The 15,551-nt window shown below is 72.8% G+C and carries 13 protein-coding genes and 1 pseudogene; 10 read left to right on the forward strand and 4 right to left on the reverse strand.

Annotation, left to right across the window (positions count from 1 at the left end):
- Position 1: 1 nt before the first annotated feature.
- Positions 2–835 carry a DUF1707 SHOCT-like domain-containing protein gene (locus QSK26_RS13945; protein ID WP_285775524.1) on the reverse strand — a complete coding sequence of 278 codons (834 nt, stop codon included), beginning with the start codon at positions 833–835 and terminating at the stop codon, positions 2–4.
- Between the two features lie 118 nt (positions 836–953).
- Here QSK26_RS13945 and QSK26_RS13950 point away from each other — a divergent pair, with 118 nt between their 5' ends.
- From QSK26_RS13950 to QSK26_RS13980, 7 genes are all read left to right on the forward strand, one after another.
- A complete protein-coding gene (locus tag QSK26_RS13950; protein ID WP_285775525.1) occupies positions 954–2,447 on the forward strand; it encodes an ankyrin repeat domain-containing protein in 1,494 nt (497 codons plus the stop codon).
- A 61-nt stretch (positions 2,448–2,508) separates the two neighbouring features.
- Complete coding sequence (locus tag QSK26_RS13955) at positions 2,509–4,131, forward strand: isovaleryl-CoA dehydrogenase (RefSeq protein ID WP_285775526.1); 1,623 nt, start codon at positions 2,509–2,511, stop codon at positions 4,129–4,131.
- A gap of 58 nt (positions 4,132–4,189) precedes the next feature.
- Positions 4,190–4,618 carry an OsmC family protein gene (locus QSK26_RS13960; RefSeq protein WP_285775527.1) on the forward strand — a complete coding sequence of 143 codons (429 nt, stop codon included), beginning with the start codon at positions 4,190–4,192 and terminating at the stop codon, positions 4,616–4,618.
- Positions 4,619–4,725: 107 nt separating this feature from the next.
- On the forward strand, positions 4,726–6,921 hold the full coding sequence (gene glgX / locus QSK26_RS13965; RefSeq protein WP_285775528.1) for a glycogen debranching protein GlgX: 2,196 nt from the start codon (positions 4,726–4,728) through the stop codon (positions 6,919–6,921).
- Between the two features lie 113 nt (positions 6,922–7,034).
- Complete coding sequence (locus QSK26_RS13970; RefSeq protein WP_285775529.1) at positions 7,035–7,757, forward strand: pyrimidine reductase family protein; 723 nt, start codon at positions 7,035–7,037, stop codon at positions 7,755–7,757.
- Positions 7,754–8,824, forward strand: coding sequence for an ATP-dependent DNA ligase (locus QSK26_RS13975; RefSeq protein ID WP_285775530.1), 1,071 nt, complete (start codon positions 7,754–7,756; stop codon positions 8,822–8,824). The genes QSK26_RS13970 and QSK26_RS13975 overlap by 4 nt, the downstream gene beginning before the upstream one ends.
- Positions 8,825–8,926: 102 nt before the next feature.
- The gene (locus QSK26_RS13980) at positions 8,927–10,054 is read left to right on the forward strand and encodes an ADP-ribosylglycohydrolase family protein (RefSeq protein ID WP_285775531.1); all 1,128 of its coding nucleotides are present in this window, start codon (positions 8,927–8,929) and stop codon (positions 10,052–10,054) included.
- Between the two features lie 55 nt (positions 10,055–10,109).
- On the opposite strand, the gene QSK26_RS13985 is transcribed toward QSK26_RS13980, so the two are convergent.
- On the reverse strand, positions 10,110–10,655 hold the full coding sequence (locus tag QSK26_RS13985) for a CGNR zinc finger domain-containing protein (protein ID WP_285775532.1): 546 nt from the start codon (positions 10,653–10,655) through the stop codon (positions 10,110–10,112).
- 101 nt (positions 10,656–10,756) lie between these two features.
- Between QSK26_RS13985 and QSK26_RS13990 the strand changes: the two genes are divergently transcribed.
- Entirely contained in the window at positions 10,757–11,536 is a 780-nt protein-coding gene (locus tag QSK26_RS13990) for a class I SAM-dependent methyltransferase (RefSeq protein ID WP_285775533.1), read from the forward strand.
- A 19-nt stretch (positions 11,537–11,555) separates the two neighbouring features.
- Here the strand turns inward: QSK26_RS13990 and ligD are convergent, their stop codons facing one another.
- Entirely contained in the window at positions 11,556–12,560 is a 1,005-nt protein-coding gene (gene ligD / locus QSK26_RS13995) for a non-homologous end-joining DNA ligase (protein ID WP_285775534.1), read from the reverse strand.
- A 507-nt stretch (positions 12,561–13,067) separates the two neighbouring features.
- Here ligD and msrB point away from each other — a divergent pair.
- Positions 13,068–13,469 (forward strand): peptide-methionine (R)-S-oxide reductase MsrB, encoded by a 402-nt coding sequence (gene msrB / locus QSK26_RS14000; protein ID WP_285775535.1) that lies wholly within the window; start codon positions 13,068–13,070, stop codon positions 13,467–13,469.
- A gap of 501 nt (positions 13,470–13,970) precedes the next feature.
- On the opposite strand, the gene QSK26_RS14005 is transcribed toward msrB, so the two are convergent.
- The gene (locus tag QSK26_RS14005) at positions 13,971–15,086 is read right to left on the reverse strand and encodes a hypothetical protein (RefSeq protein ID WP_285775536.1); all 1,116 of its coding nucleotides are present in this window, start codon (positions 15,084–15,086) and stop codon (positions 13,971–13,973) included.
- 221 nt (positions 15,087–15,307) lie between these two features.
- Between QSK26_RS14005 and QSK26_RS42105 the strand changes: the two are divergent.
- Positions 15,308–15,511: pseudogene (locus QSK26_RS42105) on the forward strand (transposase); the annotation flags it as partial.
- Positions 15,512–15,551: the final 40 nt, after the last annotated feature.

The following is a 15,551-nucleotide window of genomic DNA, read 5'->3' on the forward strand; positions in this document are numbered from 1 at the left end:
CTCAGCGCCCCCGGTCGTCGTCGTACGGCCCCGCCGGGCGCTGGTAGCCGTGGCCGTGCCAGTGGCCCCGGCCGTGCGGATCCTGCCCGTGGAGGCCCTGCGGCTGCGCGGGCCCGCCGTACGGCGCCTGGGGGTGCGGCTGGGCGTGGCCGTAGGGGCCGGGGGGCTGGACGGGGTAGGGCTGCGGGGGGAGCGGCATGCCGAGGTCGCGGCGGACCTCGTGCCACTGCTGCCGCCAGGCCGCCCAGGCGCGCTTGAGCGGCTCGGCGCGGGAGTGGCCGATCACCTTGACGTCGCCCATCACCGCGTAGGCGTGCACCCGGATCACCGGCACGTTCATCCCCAGGGGCGCCGGGTCCACCTCGACCCGCTTGCCGCCCATGATCGCCATGCCCTGGAGGTCGACCTCCACCCCGTCGGGCACGATGATCTTCACGTCGCCCATCACGGCGGTCGCCACGATGTCCACCTCGCCGGTGCGCACCTCGGCCTCGCGCAGGTCGAGCACCACGTCGCCCATCACGGCCACCGCGCCGAGCTGCCGGTCGACCCGCCACTTGCCGCGCCGCTTGGAGTCGCCGAGCACCCCGACGAACCAGCGCCGCCCGGCGCCCTGCGGCCGCGGCCCGGGGACCGGGGCGGGCGCCTCGCCGGAGCGCGGGATGTCGGAGGTGATCACGTCGAGCTCGGCCCGGGTGACGGCGGTGTAGGCCGCCTCGGTGCGCTCGGTCAGCTCGCCCAGGGTCAGCCGCCCCTCGACCGAGGCGATCTTCAAACGCTCGACGACGGCTTCCCGCTCAGCGTCGGAGGCCCGTATTCCACCCGGCTCAGTCACCCTTCCCAATCTAGCCCGCCGCCCCCGGAACGCCGTCCTCCGTGAGGAGGAAACCGGAAGGAGTACTCCCTCCCCCGGGGCCGCGCCCACCGCGTCCCGGCGGCCCTATGCTCGGCTCATGGATCGAGGACTGCTGGACGCGGTGACCCGGAACGACGTGGATCAGGTGCGCGAGCTGCTGGAGGGCGGGACGGCCGATCCGGCCGGCGAGGGCGAGCCGACCGCGCTCTACCGGGCGGCGGTGGACGGGCGGGCGGAGATCGTGGACCTGCTGCTCGCCCGCGGCGCGGACGCCAACCGGTTCAGCGGCGACGCCGACGACGACGAGGGCCTCCCGCTGTGCGGTGCGGCCGCGCGGGGGCTCACGTCCATCGTGGAGGCCCTGCTCGCCGCGGGCGCCGATCCGCTGGGCAAGGAGGCCGGCGGGTGGAGCGCGCTGCTCTGGGCCGCCGCCAAGGGCCACCGGGAGGCGGCCGAGACGCTGCTGGCCGCGGGCGCCGACGCCGACGACTCCAACGACGACGGCGACACCGCGCTGACGCTGGCCGCCAGGCGTGGCGCCCCGGGCGTCGTCCAGGCGCTCCTGGCCCACGGCGTCGACCCCGAGCGGCCCGACGGCGACGGCGACACGGCGCTGGCGATCGCCGAGGAGTGGCTGGGCGTCCACCTGGAGAGCGCCCTGCTGGAGCAGTTCGAGGGGGACGACGAGTCCCCCGAGGACCACCGGATCGCGGTGACCCGGACGATGACCCGCGACGGCACCGAGCTCGTCACGCTGACCGAGTACGACGGGGACGGCGAGCCGGTGCGCGAGGTCGAGAGCCAGCGCGGGCACACCGCCGTGGTGACGCTCCTGGAGCGGGCGGCCGACGTGTACGTCGCGGTGCCCGATCTGGTCAGGCGCGCGGTCACGCACCGCGACGCGGACGACGACCACGAGACCTGGTGGATCGTCGTCGAGGCGCTGGCCGCCAGGGAGGACGACGAGGTGTTCGAGACGGCCACCGCGCTGTGCCTGAGCGACGAGCCGCGCGAGCGCGAGTTCGCGGCCGACCTGCTGGGCAGGCTGGCGAAGGGCGGGGACGAGCCCGCGGCGGACGACGAGCGGACCGGGCGGAGCCTCGCGGCGCTGCGCCGGCTGGCCCGGATCGAGGGCGACGAGCCCGTCCTCGACTCGGTGCTCAACGCGCTCGGCAAGCACGGCGACCAGCGGGCGCTGCCCGAGGTGCTGGGCATCCTCGGCCGCCCCGGCCGCACGCCGACGCCGGCCGACCCCGGCGCGCTGGCCGCCGTCCTGCCGCCGGGCCACGAGGAGGGCCTGGCCCTGCTGATCGCCATGACGGCCGACCCCGACGCCGACGTGCGGGACTGGGCGACGCTCGGGCTGGCCGGGCTGGAGGCCGACGACGCGCGGATCCGCGACGCGCTGGCCGCCCGGCTCGACGACACCAGCCTCACGGCGGTGGCCGAGGCCGTGCGCGGGCTGGCCGCGCGGGGCGACGAGCGGGCGGCGGCCGGGGTGCGCCGGGTGCTCGCCGAGAGCGACGACGACTACGCCCGCGACCTCGTCAGGGAAGCCGCCCAGAAGATCGGTATACCGGAAATCGGATAAAACAGCGAAAGTGAGATAAAGGAGGAGACCACCAGGCCGCCCGCACAACCGGAGGGCATCCGTGACGCATGACGTCTTCAACCAGGCTCCCCCGCTGACCGGCCACGACGTGTCCGCCGACGCCGCGCTCCTCGACGGCGTGCGGCGCGAGGACGCCGACTGGGCGGCGGGCGAGCTGCACCGGCTCGGCGTCCTCGCCGGGACGGAGCGGGCCCAGGAGTGGGGACGGCTCGCCAACGACCATCCGCCCGTCCTGCGCACGCACGACAGGTACGGCGGGCGGATCGACGAGGTCGAGTTCCACCCGGCCTGGCACGAGCTGATGACCGTCGCGGTCCAGAACGGGCTGCACGCCTCGCCGTGGACCGCCGCCCGGCCGGGAGCCCACGTCGCCCGGGCCGCGAAGTTCTACATCTGGTCCCAGGTGGAGGCGGGCCACGGCTGCCCGATCTCCATGACGTACGCGTCGGTGGCCGCGCTGCGGCACTCCCCCGCGCTGGCCGCCGAGTGGGAGCCGCTGCTCGCCGCGCGCACCTACGACTTCGGGCTGCGCCCGCCCGCGGGCAAGCGCGGGCTGCTCGCCGGGATGGCGATGACCGAGAAGCAGGGCGGCTCCGACGTCCGGGCGAACACCACCCGGGCCGAGCCGCGCGGCGACGGCTCCTACGCCCTGACCGGCCACAAGTGGTTCAACTCCGCGCCGATGTGCGACCTGTTCCTGGTGCTCGCGCAGACCGGCCGGGGCCTGTCCTGCTTCCTGCTGCCCAGGGTGCTGCCCGACGGCACGCGCAACGCGATGCGCCTGATGCGGCTGAAGGACAAACTGGGCAACCGGTCCAACGCCTCGGCCGAGGTGGAGTACGACGGCGCGGTGGCCTGGCTGGTCGGCGAGGAGGGCCGGGGGCTGCGCACCATCCTGGAGATGGTGAACATGACCCGGCTGGACTGCGTCATCGGCTCGGCGGCCGGGATGCGGCAGGGCCTGGTCCAGGCGTTGCACCACACCGGGCACCGGGCCGCCTTCGGCAGGCCGCTGGCCGAGCATCCGCTGATGCGCAACGTGCTGGCCGACCTCGCCGTGGAGTCGGAGGCGGCCACCACGCTGATGACCCGGCTGGCCGGCGCCACCGACCGGGCGCTGCACGGCGACCGGGCGGAGAGCGCGCTGCGCCGCACGGCCCTGGCGGTGGCGAAGTTCTGGGTGTGCAAGCGGGCGCCCGGGCACGCGGCCGAGGCGCTGGAGTGCCTGGGCGGCAACGGCTACGTGGAGGAGTCTCAGATGCCGCGGCTGTTCCGCGAGTCGCCGCTCAACGGCATCTGGGAGGGGTCGGGCAACGTCGCCGCCCTCGACGTGCTGCGCGCGCTGTCCCGCGAGCCCGAGGGGCTGGAGGCGTTCTTCGGCGAGGTCGCGCTGGCGGCCGGCGCCGACCGGCGGCTCGACGACGCGGCCGACCGGGTGCGCAAGTCGCTCGGCGACCTGCACGAGATCGAGCTGCGCACCCGCCGGATCGCCGAGGACATGGCGCTGGTGCTGCAGGGGTCGCTGCTGGTGCGGTTCGCGCCGCCCGCGGTCGCCGACGCCTTCTGCGCCTCGCGGCTGTCCGGCGACTGGGGCCGCTCCTACGGCACCCTGCCGCCCGGACTCGACCTCGAAGCGATCATCGCCCGCGCCATGCCCGGGTGAGTCCGCAAGATCCACCCCCGACCCCCTAGGCTCGTCTCCGACGAAAGGAGAGAGAACAATGGCGACGACTCGCACGGCGACGACCCAGTGGAAGGGCGCGCTGATCGACGGTCACGGTACCGTTTCCCTGGACTCGTCCGGGGTGGGCAACTACGACGTCTCCTGGGCTTCGCGCTCCCAGGAGGCCAACGGCAAGACCTCGCCTGAGGAGCTCATCGCGGCGGCACACTCCTCGTGCTTCTCGATGGCCCTCTCGCACGGTCTCGCCCAGGCGGGCACCCCGCCGCAGTCGGTGGAGACCACGGCCGACGTGACCTTCCAGCCCGGTGAGGGCATCACCGGCATCGTGCTCAAGGTCAAGGCCCAGGTGCCCGGCATCACGGCCGAGGACTTCCAGGCCGCCGCCGAGAACGCGAAGGCCAACTGCCCGGTCAGCAAGGCGCTGTCCGGCACCACCATCACGCTCGACGCGGAACTGCTCGGCTGAACCGCGCCCGGCTCGCCCGCCCCGCGACGCGGGCGGGCGGGCCCGGTAGGTAAAGCCCGCCGCGATGAGCTGCGCCGACCTGCGGAAGCGGAGGAGAATGGGGCCACATGCGTGAGGTCTGGCCGGGAGAGTCCTATCCGCTCGGCGCAACCTGGGACGGCGTGGGCACCAACTTCTCCGTGTTCTCCGAGGTCGCCGAGCAGGTCGAGCTGTGCCTGTTCGACGCGGGCGGGCACGAGGAGCGGGTGCCGCTGCCCGAGGTGGACGGGTTCGTCTGGCACGGTTACCTGCCCGGCGTGATGCCGGGCCAGCGTTACGGGCTGCGCGTGCACGGTCCGCACGACCCGGTGCGCGGCCACCGGTGCAACCCCGCCAAGCTGCTGCTCGACCCGTACGCCAAGGCGATCGAGGGCGACCTGACCTGGCACGAGTCGCTGTTCTCCTACCGTTTCACCGATCCGACGGCGCTCAACGAGGACGACAGCGCCCCCTACATGCCGAAGAACATCGTGGTGAACCCGTTCTTCGACTGGGGCGACGACCGCCCGCCGCGCACGCCGTACCACCAGACGGTGATCTACGAGGCGCACGTGCGCGGGCTGACCATGCGCCATCCGGCGGTGCCGCAGGAGCAGCGGGGCACGTACGCGGGGCTCGCGCATCCGGCGGTGATCGAGCATCTGCGCGGCCTCGGGGTCACGGCGGTGGAGCTGATGCCGGTGCACCAGTTCGTGCCCGAGCACGCCCTGGTGGCGCGCGGCCTGACCAACTACTGGGGCTACAACACCATCGCCTATCTCGCGCCGCACAACGGCTACGCGGCGGCCGGGCGGCAGGGCGCGCAGGTGACGGAGTTCAAGTCCATGGTCAAGGCGCTGCACGAGGCGGGCATCGAGGTCATCCTCGACGTGGTCTACAACCACACGGCCGAGGGCGACCACATGGGCCCGACGCTGGGCTTCCGTGGCATCGACAACGCCGCGTACTACCGGCTGCACGACGGCGACCGGCGCTACTACCTCGACTACACCGGGTGCGGCAACTCGCTCAACGTGCGCTCCCCGCACGCGCTCCAGCTCATCATGGACTCGCTGCGCTACTGGGTGCTGGAGATGCACGTGGACGGGTTCCGGTTCGACCTGGCCGCGGCGCTCGCCCGCGAACTGCACGACGTCGACCGGCTGAGCGCCTTCTTCGACCTGATCCAGCAGGACCCGGTGATCTCCCAGGTGAAGCTGATCGCCGAGCCGTGGGACGTCGGGCCGGGCGGTTACCAGGTGGGCAACTTCCCGCCGTTGTGGACCGAGTGGAACGGCAAGTACCGCGACACGGTGCGCGACTTCTGGCGCGGCCACGGGTCGGCGCTGCCGGAGTTCGCCACCCGGCTGACCGGGTCGCAGGACCTCTACGCGGGTTCCGGCCGCCGCCCGGTCGCCTCGATCAACTTCGTGACCTGCCACGACGGTTTCACCCTGACCGACCTGGTGTCCTACAACCGCAAGCACAACGAGGCCAACGGCGAGGGCAACCGGGACGGCACCGACGACAACCGCTCGTGGAACTGCGGCGCCGAGGGCCCGGTCGAGGACCCGGCCGTCGTACGGCTGCGCCACCGGCAGCGGCGCAACTTCCTGGCCACGCTCTTCCTGTCCCAGGGCGTGCCGATGCTGACCGCGGGCGACGAGTTCGGGCGCACCCAGCACGGCAACAACAACGCCTACTGCCAGGACGACGAGACCTCCTGGTGCGACTGGTCGCTGCTCGCCGTGCAGCCGGACCTGTCCCCGGCCGGTCCGCACGTGGCGGAGGCGCGTTCCTCCCGGCAGCCGGCCGGGGGTCACGGCCCGGAGTCGGAGCTGCTGGGCTTCGTCCGCATGCTCTCCCGGCTGCGCCGGGCGCACCCGGTCTTCCAGCGGCGGCGTTTCTTCCACGGCGGCAGGAACGGCGACGCGCTGCGGGACATCGTGTGGTTCACCCCGGCCGGGCAGGAGATGTCCGCCGCCGACTGGCACACCGGTTACGCCAAGTCGCTGGGCGTCTACCTCAACGGCGACGCGATCACCGAGCTGGGACCGCGCGGGGAGCGGATCTGGGACGACTCGTTCCTGATCCTGATCAACGCCCATCACGAAGATCTCACCTTCACCGCCCCCGGCCGGGATTTCGGCGAGGGCTGGCTGCCGGTCTTCGACACGGCGGGCGAGGGATTCGACGAGCCCGCCGCCGAGGAGGGATTCCCGGCGGGCGCGCTGATCCCGGTCACGTCCAGGTCGCTGCGACTGCTGCGACGCTCCCGGCACTGAGCGAACCCGGCGCGTCCGGGGCCGAGGGGGTGAACGCCGCGTTCTGCTTCATCTTCGCGGCGTTCAGGGGCCCACCACGCCGGCCCGGCGCCCCGGCATGACAGGGTGGGGACGTGCGGAGCATCTACCCCTGTGACGAGACCGAACCGGACCTGGAGCGGGTCTACGCCTACCCCGAGGGCCCCTGGCTGCGGATCAACATGGTGGCCAGCGTGGACGGCGGCACCTGGCTCAAGGGGCTGTCCCAGGGCCTGTCCGGCGCGGGCGACCGCAGGATCTTCCACGTGCTGCGCGGCATGGCCGACGTGATCATGGCGGGCGCGTCCACCGTGCGGCTGGAGGGGTACGGCCCGGCCAAGGCCAAGGAGTCCTGGCGCGACCTGCGGGCCGGTCGTACGGCTGTGCCGCCGGTCGCCGTGGTCACCCGCACGCTCGACCTCGACCTGGACGGCGCGCTGTTCACCGCCGCCGATCCCGCGGCCCGCACCATCGTCCTCACCTGCGAGGCCGCGCCCGCCGAGCGGCGCAGGCTGGCCGCGCGGGCCGCCGACGTGCTCGTCGCCGGGGACGACCGGGTCGACATGGCGCTCGCCGTGCGGCTGCTGCGCGAGCGGGGGCTCGCGCACGTGCTGTGCGAGGGCGGGGCGAAGCTCAACGGATCGCTGGTCACCGCCGGAGTGGTGGACGAACTGTGCCTCACGGTCAGCCCGCTGCTGCTCGGCGGCGAGGCGTCCCGGCTGCTGAACGGCCCCGACCATCCCGTGGGCCTCCGGCTCGCGGGCGTTCTCGAAGAGGAGGGGTTCCTCTTCGCCCGATACACCAGGGGGTTGCCGTGAAGTTGCCCGTCGAGCCGCCGGTCGCGCCGATGCTCGCCAAGGCGGTCAAGGGGATGCCGGCGCAGGACGGCACGCTGTTCTACGAGCCGAAGTGGGACGGCTTCCGCTGCATCGTCTTCCGCGACGGCGACGAGGTCTACCTGGGCAGCCGCAACGAGCGGCCGTTCACCCGCTACTTCCCCGAGCTGGTCGAGGCCGTGCGGGCCGAGCTGCCCGAGCGGGTGGTGGTGGACGGCGAGATCGTGCTGCTGCGCGGCCAGGGGCTCGACTTCGACGCGCTCCAGCAGCGCATCCATCCCGCGGCGTCCCGGGTGCGGCTGCTGGCCGAGCAGACGCCGGCGTCGTTCATCGCCTTCGACCTGCTCGCCCTCGGCGACGACAACCTCATGGAGCAGCCGTTCTCCGGGCGGCGCACCCGGCTGGAGCAGATCTTCGGGCGGGCCGGCGGCAGCGTGCGGCTGACCCCGATCACCGCCGACGACGGCCGGGCCGCCGAGTGGTTCGAGATGTTCGAGGGGGCCGGGCTGGACGGGATCATCGTCAAGCCCGGCGGCCTGCCGTACGAGCCGGACCGGCGAACGATGTTCAAGGTCAAGCACGAGCGCACGGCCGACGTGGTGGTGGCGGGCTACCGGGAGCACAAGTCGGGGCCGGTGGTGGGGTCGCTGCTGCTCGGCCTCTACGACGACGCCGGGCGGCTGCACCACGTGGGCGTGGCGGCGTCCTTCCCGATGGCGCGGCGGGCCGAGCTGGTGGGCGAGCTGGCGCCCTATCTGACCGACCTGTCCTCGCACCCGTGGGGCGCCTGGATGGCGGACGCGGGCGGCGAGCAGGCGCAGCGCCGCCCGGGCAACGTGTCCCGGTGGAACGCCGGCAAGGACCTGTCGTTCATCCCGCTGCGGCCGGAGCTGGTCATCGAGGTGGCCTACGACCACATGGAGGGCGACCGCTTCCGGCACACCGCGCAGTTCCGCCGGGCCCGCCCGGACCGCACGCCCGAGTCGTGCACCTACGCCCAGCTTGAGCGCCCGCTGTCCTACAACTTCGACGACATCCTGGCCCGCTGACCACGCACGACCGGACAGGCCGATGGTGAACGTGCTGGATGGCAGGACTTTTCCTGGCATGCACCGGTACGGTCGGATCGGTCAGCCGAAAGGATCGTGCCCATGCCCCTCACGACGCAGGAGTCCCATCGTGGCAGGGTCAGGGGATCCCTGCTGGCCGGGGCCGTCGGCGACGCGCTCGGCGCGCCGATCGAGTTCGATTCGATCGCGGCCGTCCGCCGCCTGTACGGCGAGGCGGGGCTGACCACGCTGGTGCACGGCTGGCGGAGCACCGTCGGCCTGATCACCGACGACACGCAGATGACCCTCTTCACCGCGGAGGGCCTGATCCGGGCCCGGGTACGGCGGGCGGTCAAGGGCGACGGCGACGAGGTGTCCGCCGTCCGCGACGCCTACCTGCGCTGGCTGGACACCCAGTCGCACCGATCGCCCCCGGCGGGCGGTCGCCGGGGCGGCGGCTGGCTGCGCGAGGAGGGCTGGCTCTACTCCCGGCGCGCGCCCGGCAACGCCTGCCTGTCCGGGCTGCGGCACCCCGCCGCGTCCGGTGCGTCCGGTGCTTTCGGTGCGCTGGGTGTGGCGGGGCCGGTGAACCCGGGTTCCAAGGGGTGCGGCACGGTCATGCGGTCGGCGCCGTTCGGCTTCACCGCGAGCGACCCGGGGCACGCCTTCGAACTGTCGGCGCGGTGCGCCCAGATCACGCACGGCCATCCGACGGGCTACCTGGCGGCCGGCGCCTTCGCCGCGATGATCTGGCACCTGGCCGAAGGGCTCGCCGTGGAGCCCGCCGTACGGGAGGCGATGGGGCTGCTGCGGGCCTACCCCCGGCACGAGGAGACCACGGCGGCGCTGGAGGCCGCCCTCGCGCTCACCGCCCGGGGCACGCCGACGCCGGAGCGGGTGGAGTCGCTGGGCGGGGCCTGGGTGGCCGAGGAGGCGCTCGCCATCGCGGTCTACTGCGCGCTGGCCGGGCGGCCGGAGGAGGACGGGCCCGCGGGAATGCGGCGGGCGCTGCTGCTCTCGGTCAACCACTCGGGGGACAGCGACTCGACCGGCGCCGTCTGCGGGAACCTGCTCGGCGCCCGCCTCGGCGAAGCCGCCCTGCCCGCCGACTGGCTGGCGCCGCTGGAGGGCCGCGTCCCCATCACCGCCCTCGCCGACGACCTCGCCGCCCTGCGCACCGTGGCCGACGAGACCCTGACGACCTGGCAGGACAGGTACCCGGCCGCCTGATCCCCGCCCACAGCCGTCAACGGCGGCCCCGTCCCCTCCAGGATCATCCGCGGTGTCACCGGGCGGCGGTGCGGGCGCGGAAGGCGGCGCTCTTGACGCGGTTCTGGCAGGCGGTGGAGCAGAAGCGGCGGGTGCCGTTGCGGGAGACGTCGACGTAGACGCGGTCGCAGGCGGGGGCGGTGCACACGCCGAGCCGGTCGTACAGGTCGCTGCCGAGCACGATGGCGAGCGCGGTGGCGCCGCTCGCCACCCAGTTCCGCACGCGGTCGCCGTGCGCCCCGTGGAAGTGCAGGTGCCAGTGCTCGCCGTCGTGCCGGTCCAGGTGCGGGCGGGCCGCGTTCTCCTCCATCAGGCGGTTCACCTGGCGGGCGGCCGCGTCGATGTCGCCGGCGTCCACGGCGGTGAAGACGGCCCGCAGCTCGACCGCCGCCTCGGCGAAGGCGGCCAGCTCCGGCTCGGACACCTCCCAGGCGTCCTTTGCGGCGAGCCGGAGCGTCCCGGTGACCTCTGCGCCTCCTTCCGCGCCGACGGGCGGCAGATAGGGCCGGCCCCGCCGCTCGCCGGGCGTGAGCACGTTCACCAGGCCCACGGCGACGGCCACCACGGCATCTGAGTGACTGTTGAAGTTCACTTGACCAGTTACGCCCTTTCGACTTAACCTCGTAACCGTCCAAAGCATAGACGACAGTAACGGAGGGTCTCGTGCCGGTTCTTTCCCAGGACATCGCCCAGAGCTGGATCACCAGGTGGGACCAGCAGCAGGAGGGCTATCTGCCCGGCCGCGAGGAGCGTTTCACCGCCCTGGTCGACGCGGTCGAGGCGGGCGCGGGGCGGGGCGACCCGCTGGTGATAGACCTGGGCTGCGGGCCGGGCTCGCTCGCCGTACGGCTGCTGGAGCGGCTGCCCGAGGCCACCGTCGTGGCCGTGGACACCGACCCGGTGCTGCTGGCGCTCGGGCGGGCGGGATACGGCGCCCGGCACGGTCTCGTCTTCGCCGACCTCGACCTGCGGGTGCCGGGCTGGACGGAACGGCTCGGCCTGCCCCGGCCCGCCGACGTGGCGGTGAGCACCACCGCGCTGCACTGGCTGCCCGAGGAGCACCTGCGCCGCGTCTACGCCGAACTGGGCGGCGTGCTCCGGCCCGGCGGGCTGTTCCTCAACGGCGACCACCTCGACGTCGACGACGCCACCCCCGTACTCGCCGGGCTCGAACGCGCGGTGCACGACGCGGCCACCCGGCGGCGCTTCTCCGCCGGGAAGCCCGAGGACTGGCGTCAGTGGTGGGACGGCATCGCCGCCGACCCCGCCCTGGCCGACCTCGGCGCCGAGCGCGATCGCAGGACCGCCGCCGCCGACCACCACGGGTCGGAGTCCGCCGGGCTCTCCACCCACGTCACCGCGCTGCGCGACGCCGGCTTCGCCGAGATCGGCACCCTCTGGCAGCAGGGCAACAACCGGCTGCTCTGCGCCGTGCGCCCGTGACGCCCGCCCGGGGAGCCGATCACGGCGTGTCGGGGCGGGCCTTGCTCGGCTGGACCCGCTTCGGCTCCCCCGGCATCTTGGGATAGTTGGGCGGGTAGGGCATGTCGCCGCGATCGTCCCGGTGGAACCACTCAAGCAGCCGGTCGAGGGCGAACGCCTGGTCGTCGATGGCCGCGTGCACGTCGCCCAGCTTGGCGAAGCGCGGCGGCACGGTGCGGATGTCGAAGTCGGCGGGCTCGGCATCCGCCAGCTCCTCCCAGGTCAGAGGGGTGGAGACCGGGGCGTGCGGCTTGGCCCTGACCGAGTAGGCGGAGGCCATCGTGCGGTCGCGGGCGTTCTGATTGAAGTCGATGAAGACCCGCTCGCCGCGCTCCTCCTTCCACCAGGCGGTGGTGGCGAGCCGCGGCGCCCGGCGCTCCACCTCGCGGGCGAACGCGATCGCCGCGTAGCGGACCTCGGTGAAATCCCAGCGGGGCTCGATCCGCACGGCGATGTGCACGCCGCGGCTGCCCGACGTCTTGGCGAACCCGGTCATGCCGAGCTCGGCGAGGACCTCGCGGGCGACGAAGGCGACCTCGCGGGCCTGCTCGAACCCGGTCCCCGGCTGCGGATCGATGTCGATGCGCAGCTCGTCGGGATGCTCGACGTCGGCGGCCCGCACGTGCCAGGGGTGGAAGTCGACGGTGCCCAGGTTGGCGCAGTAAGCGAGGTCGGCCACCTGGGTCACCCGCAGCGTGTCGGCGCTGCGCCCGCTGGGGAAGCGGACGGTGACCGTGTGCATCCAGTCGGGGTGCCGCGGCGGCAGGCGCTTCTGGTAGATCGCGTCGGACAGCACGCCGTCCGGATGCCGCTTCAGGTGGGTGGGCCGGTCGCGCAAGGCCCGCAGCGCGCCCTCCCCCACGCTCACGTAGTACTCGACGAGCTCGCGCTTCGTCGCTCCGATGCCAGGAAAGTAGACCTTGTCGGGGTTGGTCACCTTCACGGTGTGTCCCCCGACCTCCAGCTCTATATACGGCGACGCCATGCTCCGAACGCTACCCCCACCCACCGACATCCAGCGGGACCCACGCACGCCCGGACAGCCCGCCCCGAAGACCCACCCCCGGGCGACCCGGGACGGCAGTTCGGCTGAAGACACGGAGTATGACGTAAAAAGTCGGGCGGGTCCGTCCCGGAGCGGTTCCCGGCGGCGGGACCGGTCGCTCAGACGGGACGGACCTCCAGACCGCCCGCCACGCCTGCCGGCCCGGGTGCTGGCGCGCCACCCGGCCGACGGCGACCACCTGGCCTCCTCGGACGCGCCCAGCACGGGCGTGGGCCAACGCTTTCCGAGGCGGCCTGACGGACGGTCTCACCCATCATCAGGAAGGTGATGCACCCCCCACATCTACATAGACGCCAAATTCGCCCCGAAAGGATGCTTCCACCTCGAAATTTCCTGCCGATTTCCTGTCAAGGGGGACAGGTGACCTGGAGCAGACCAATCGGTGGGCGTGTGCCCGGCTGATCCGGCGGACCGTAGTCTGAAGGTATGGAAAAAGTGGTCAAGAGCGATGCCGAGTGGCGAGTGCAGCTCTCGCCCGAGGAGTTCCGCGTCCTTCGCCAGGCCGGCACGGAGCGCCCCTTCACCGGGGAGTATGTGGACACCAAAACCGAGGGCGTCTACTCCTGCCGCGCCTGCGGGGCCGAGCTGTTCAGGTCGGACACGAAGTTCGACTCGCACTGCGGCTGGCCGTCCTTCTACCAGCCCTCCGATTCCGACGCCGTCGTCCTGATCGAGGACCGGTCGCTCGGCATGGTCCGGACCGAGGTCCGCTGCGCGCGGTGCGACTCGCACCTCGGGCACGTCTTCCACGGTGAGGGGTACGCGACCCCGACCGACGACCGCTACTGCATCAACTCCGTCTCGCTGAGCCTGGCTCCCAAGGAGTAACGATCACGACCGGCCGGGGCGGGGGCGGACCACCTCGCCCCGGTACCTTCTCCCGCCGCCCGCGGGCTTTTTCCGAGCGGACCGGAGCTGTTCCAAGCCTTTCCAGGCGGGTAGAGTCTCACCGATCGTGCCCGTGAATGAGCGATCAGTGAACACGTTCGTCTGGAGCCCCGTGCACCTGCGCCACAGATGGGAGACCATCGAGGTCATCGGCCGGGTGGTAACCCAAAGATGCAAACGCTGCGGGAAAACCCGCGTCCGCGTGAAGTGACCGTCCCCATGAGGCTGCCCACCCTCCCCGCACCCCCACCTCCAAGATCACCCCCACTACAGGCGCTCCAAGCCATCGAGTCCCCAGCGCCCGATTCCTCCCCTGGCCCCGCTCTTCGCCCCCCGGGACGCGAAGCTTCCTCCCAGGGCCGCAGTGTCCATCCGGCGTTCGACTCCCCAGGCCCGACGTCCTCCCCGGGCCGCGGTGTTGGAGCACGCAGGAAGCGGCGTTCAGTTTCCCGGGCGCGGGTGGGTGAGACGGCAGTCGCGGTCGCCGCGGCCCAGGGCGTTGGCCAGGACCGGGTTGCCGTTGCCGCCGTACTCGGCCTGGACGAAGACGACCGGGTCTTCGACGCCTCGCTCCTCGCTCAGGTAACGGACCCCTCGCTCGCACAGCTCCACGGCCTGCTTGGAGTTGTCCGCGGACGGCGGAAGATCGGTGTAGACCCGCAGATAGCCGCCGACGAGCCGCACATCCCTGACCCGGTTCGACGTCTTGCCCTTGGGCCGCTTCAGGTAGGCCATGGCCTCGGTGTCGGTGTGCTTGGACGGACCCGATGCGCGGTTCTCGGCCTCCTTGCGCTTCTTCGCGTCCTTCTTGGCCTTCTCCTTCGACTCCTTGGACTTCTCCTTCGACGAGTCCTCGGACTTCTCCGCGTCCTTCGATGACCCCTTGCCGGCTTTCGCCGTCTCCCGGGACTCCTCGGCCGCCTTCCCGCCACCCGTGGCGTCCGCACCGGAGGCGCCCCCGCCGGTCCCCCAGGTCACCAGATCGGAGCCGCCGGAACCCAGTAGGTCCCGCCCGGCGATCTCCTGCGCGTTGAGCTCACGCCCACCGGCGTCCGTCCCACCGGCCCCCTGACCGCCGTCCGATCCACCGGCCCCTTCCCCGGAAGCCACCACACCGCCACCCGTCCCGCCGCCACCCGCCCCGGGCTCGGCGGACACGGCCGCACCGGACACGGCGGCGGACGCCTCAGGCGCCGCGCTCCCGGTCCCCCGCGGCACAGCGGCCCCAGGCACGGCGGCCCCGGTCGCCCCCGGCGCGCTTCCGGCACCGCCGGCCGGACCGCCGGGGCTCATCTCGTCCGCGGCCGCCCGCGCGGCGTCCATCGGGGTGGGAGCGACCGCCACCGCGCTCGCGTCCCGCCGCCCGTCCGGCTCGCCGGTCGCGGACCCGCCTCCCAGGCGGGACACCGCTCCGGCCACCACGAGCCCCAGTACGGCGGCCGCCGCCGAACCGACGGCGACCTCCCTGGCCCACGAGGACCGCCCCGCCCGCCTCCTGCCCCGGGACGCGCCGCGTCCGGGGGTGCCGCGCCGCGTGGGATTCCCGCCCGACTTCACCCTCTGAACCTCACTATGGTGGGGATTTCCCCGAGTATGACACGACGCAAAGCCCACCTTGACCCGCGAAGGCCCCCCATGGCCACGAGCAGGAGGCGGCCAGGGGGATGTATCGAAGTCTGCGGCGGCGTCACGAGCGCCCCCGATGTGCCGGGAGCATCGTATGAGTGAGGTCTCCGGTAGGCGGTTGGTCCAAGGCGAATCTGAACACCGCAGACCACATGGCCGCCTTGGCGGTGGCGAGACGATTCGATCGCACCGATGAGCAGCGGGCGGTGCCGGAGCCGTTGCCGCCGGCGCCTGAGCGGCCAGGACGGCCGTCGTCGTTCGGCAAGCGGCGGTTGATCGACCGGATCCGCCGGCGGGTACGGGTCGGTGCGCCCTGGCGTGACGTACCCGCCTGTTACGGATCATGGCCGACAGTGTGGGGATATACCGTCTCCATGCCATCGAAAGATCCGGAGG

Origin of the sequence: Microtetraspora sp. NBRC 13810, from assembly GCF_030268685.1 — a bacterium.
GTDB lineage: Bacteria > Actinomycetota > Actinomycetes > Streptosporangiales > Streptosporangiaceae > BSRQ01.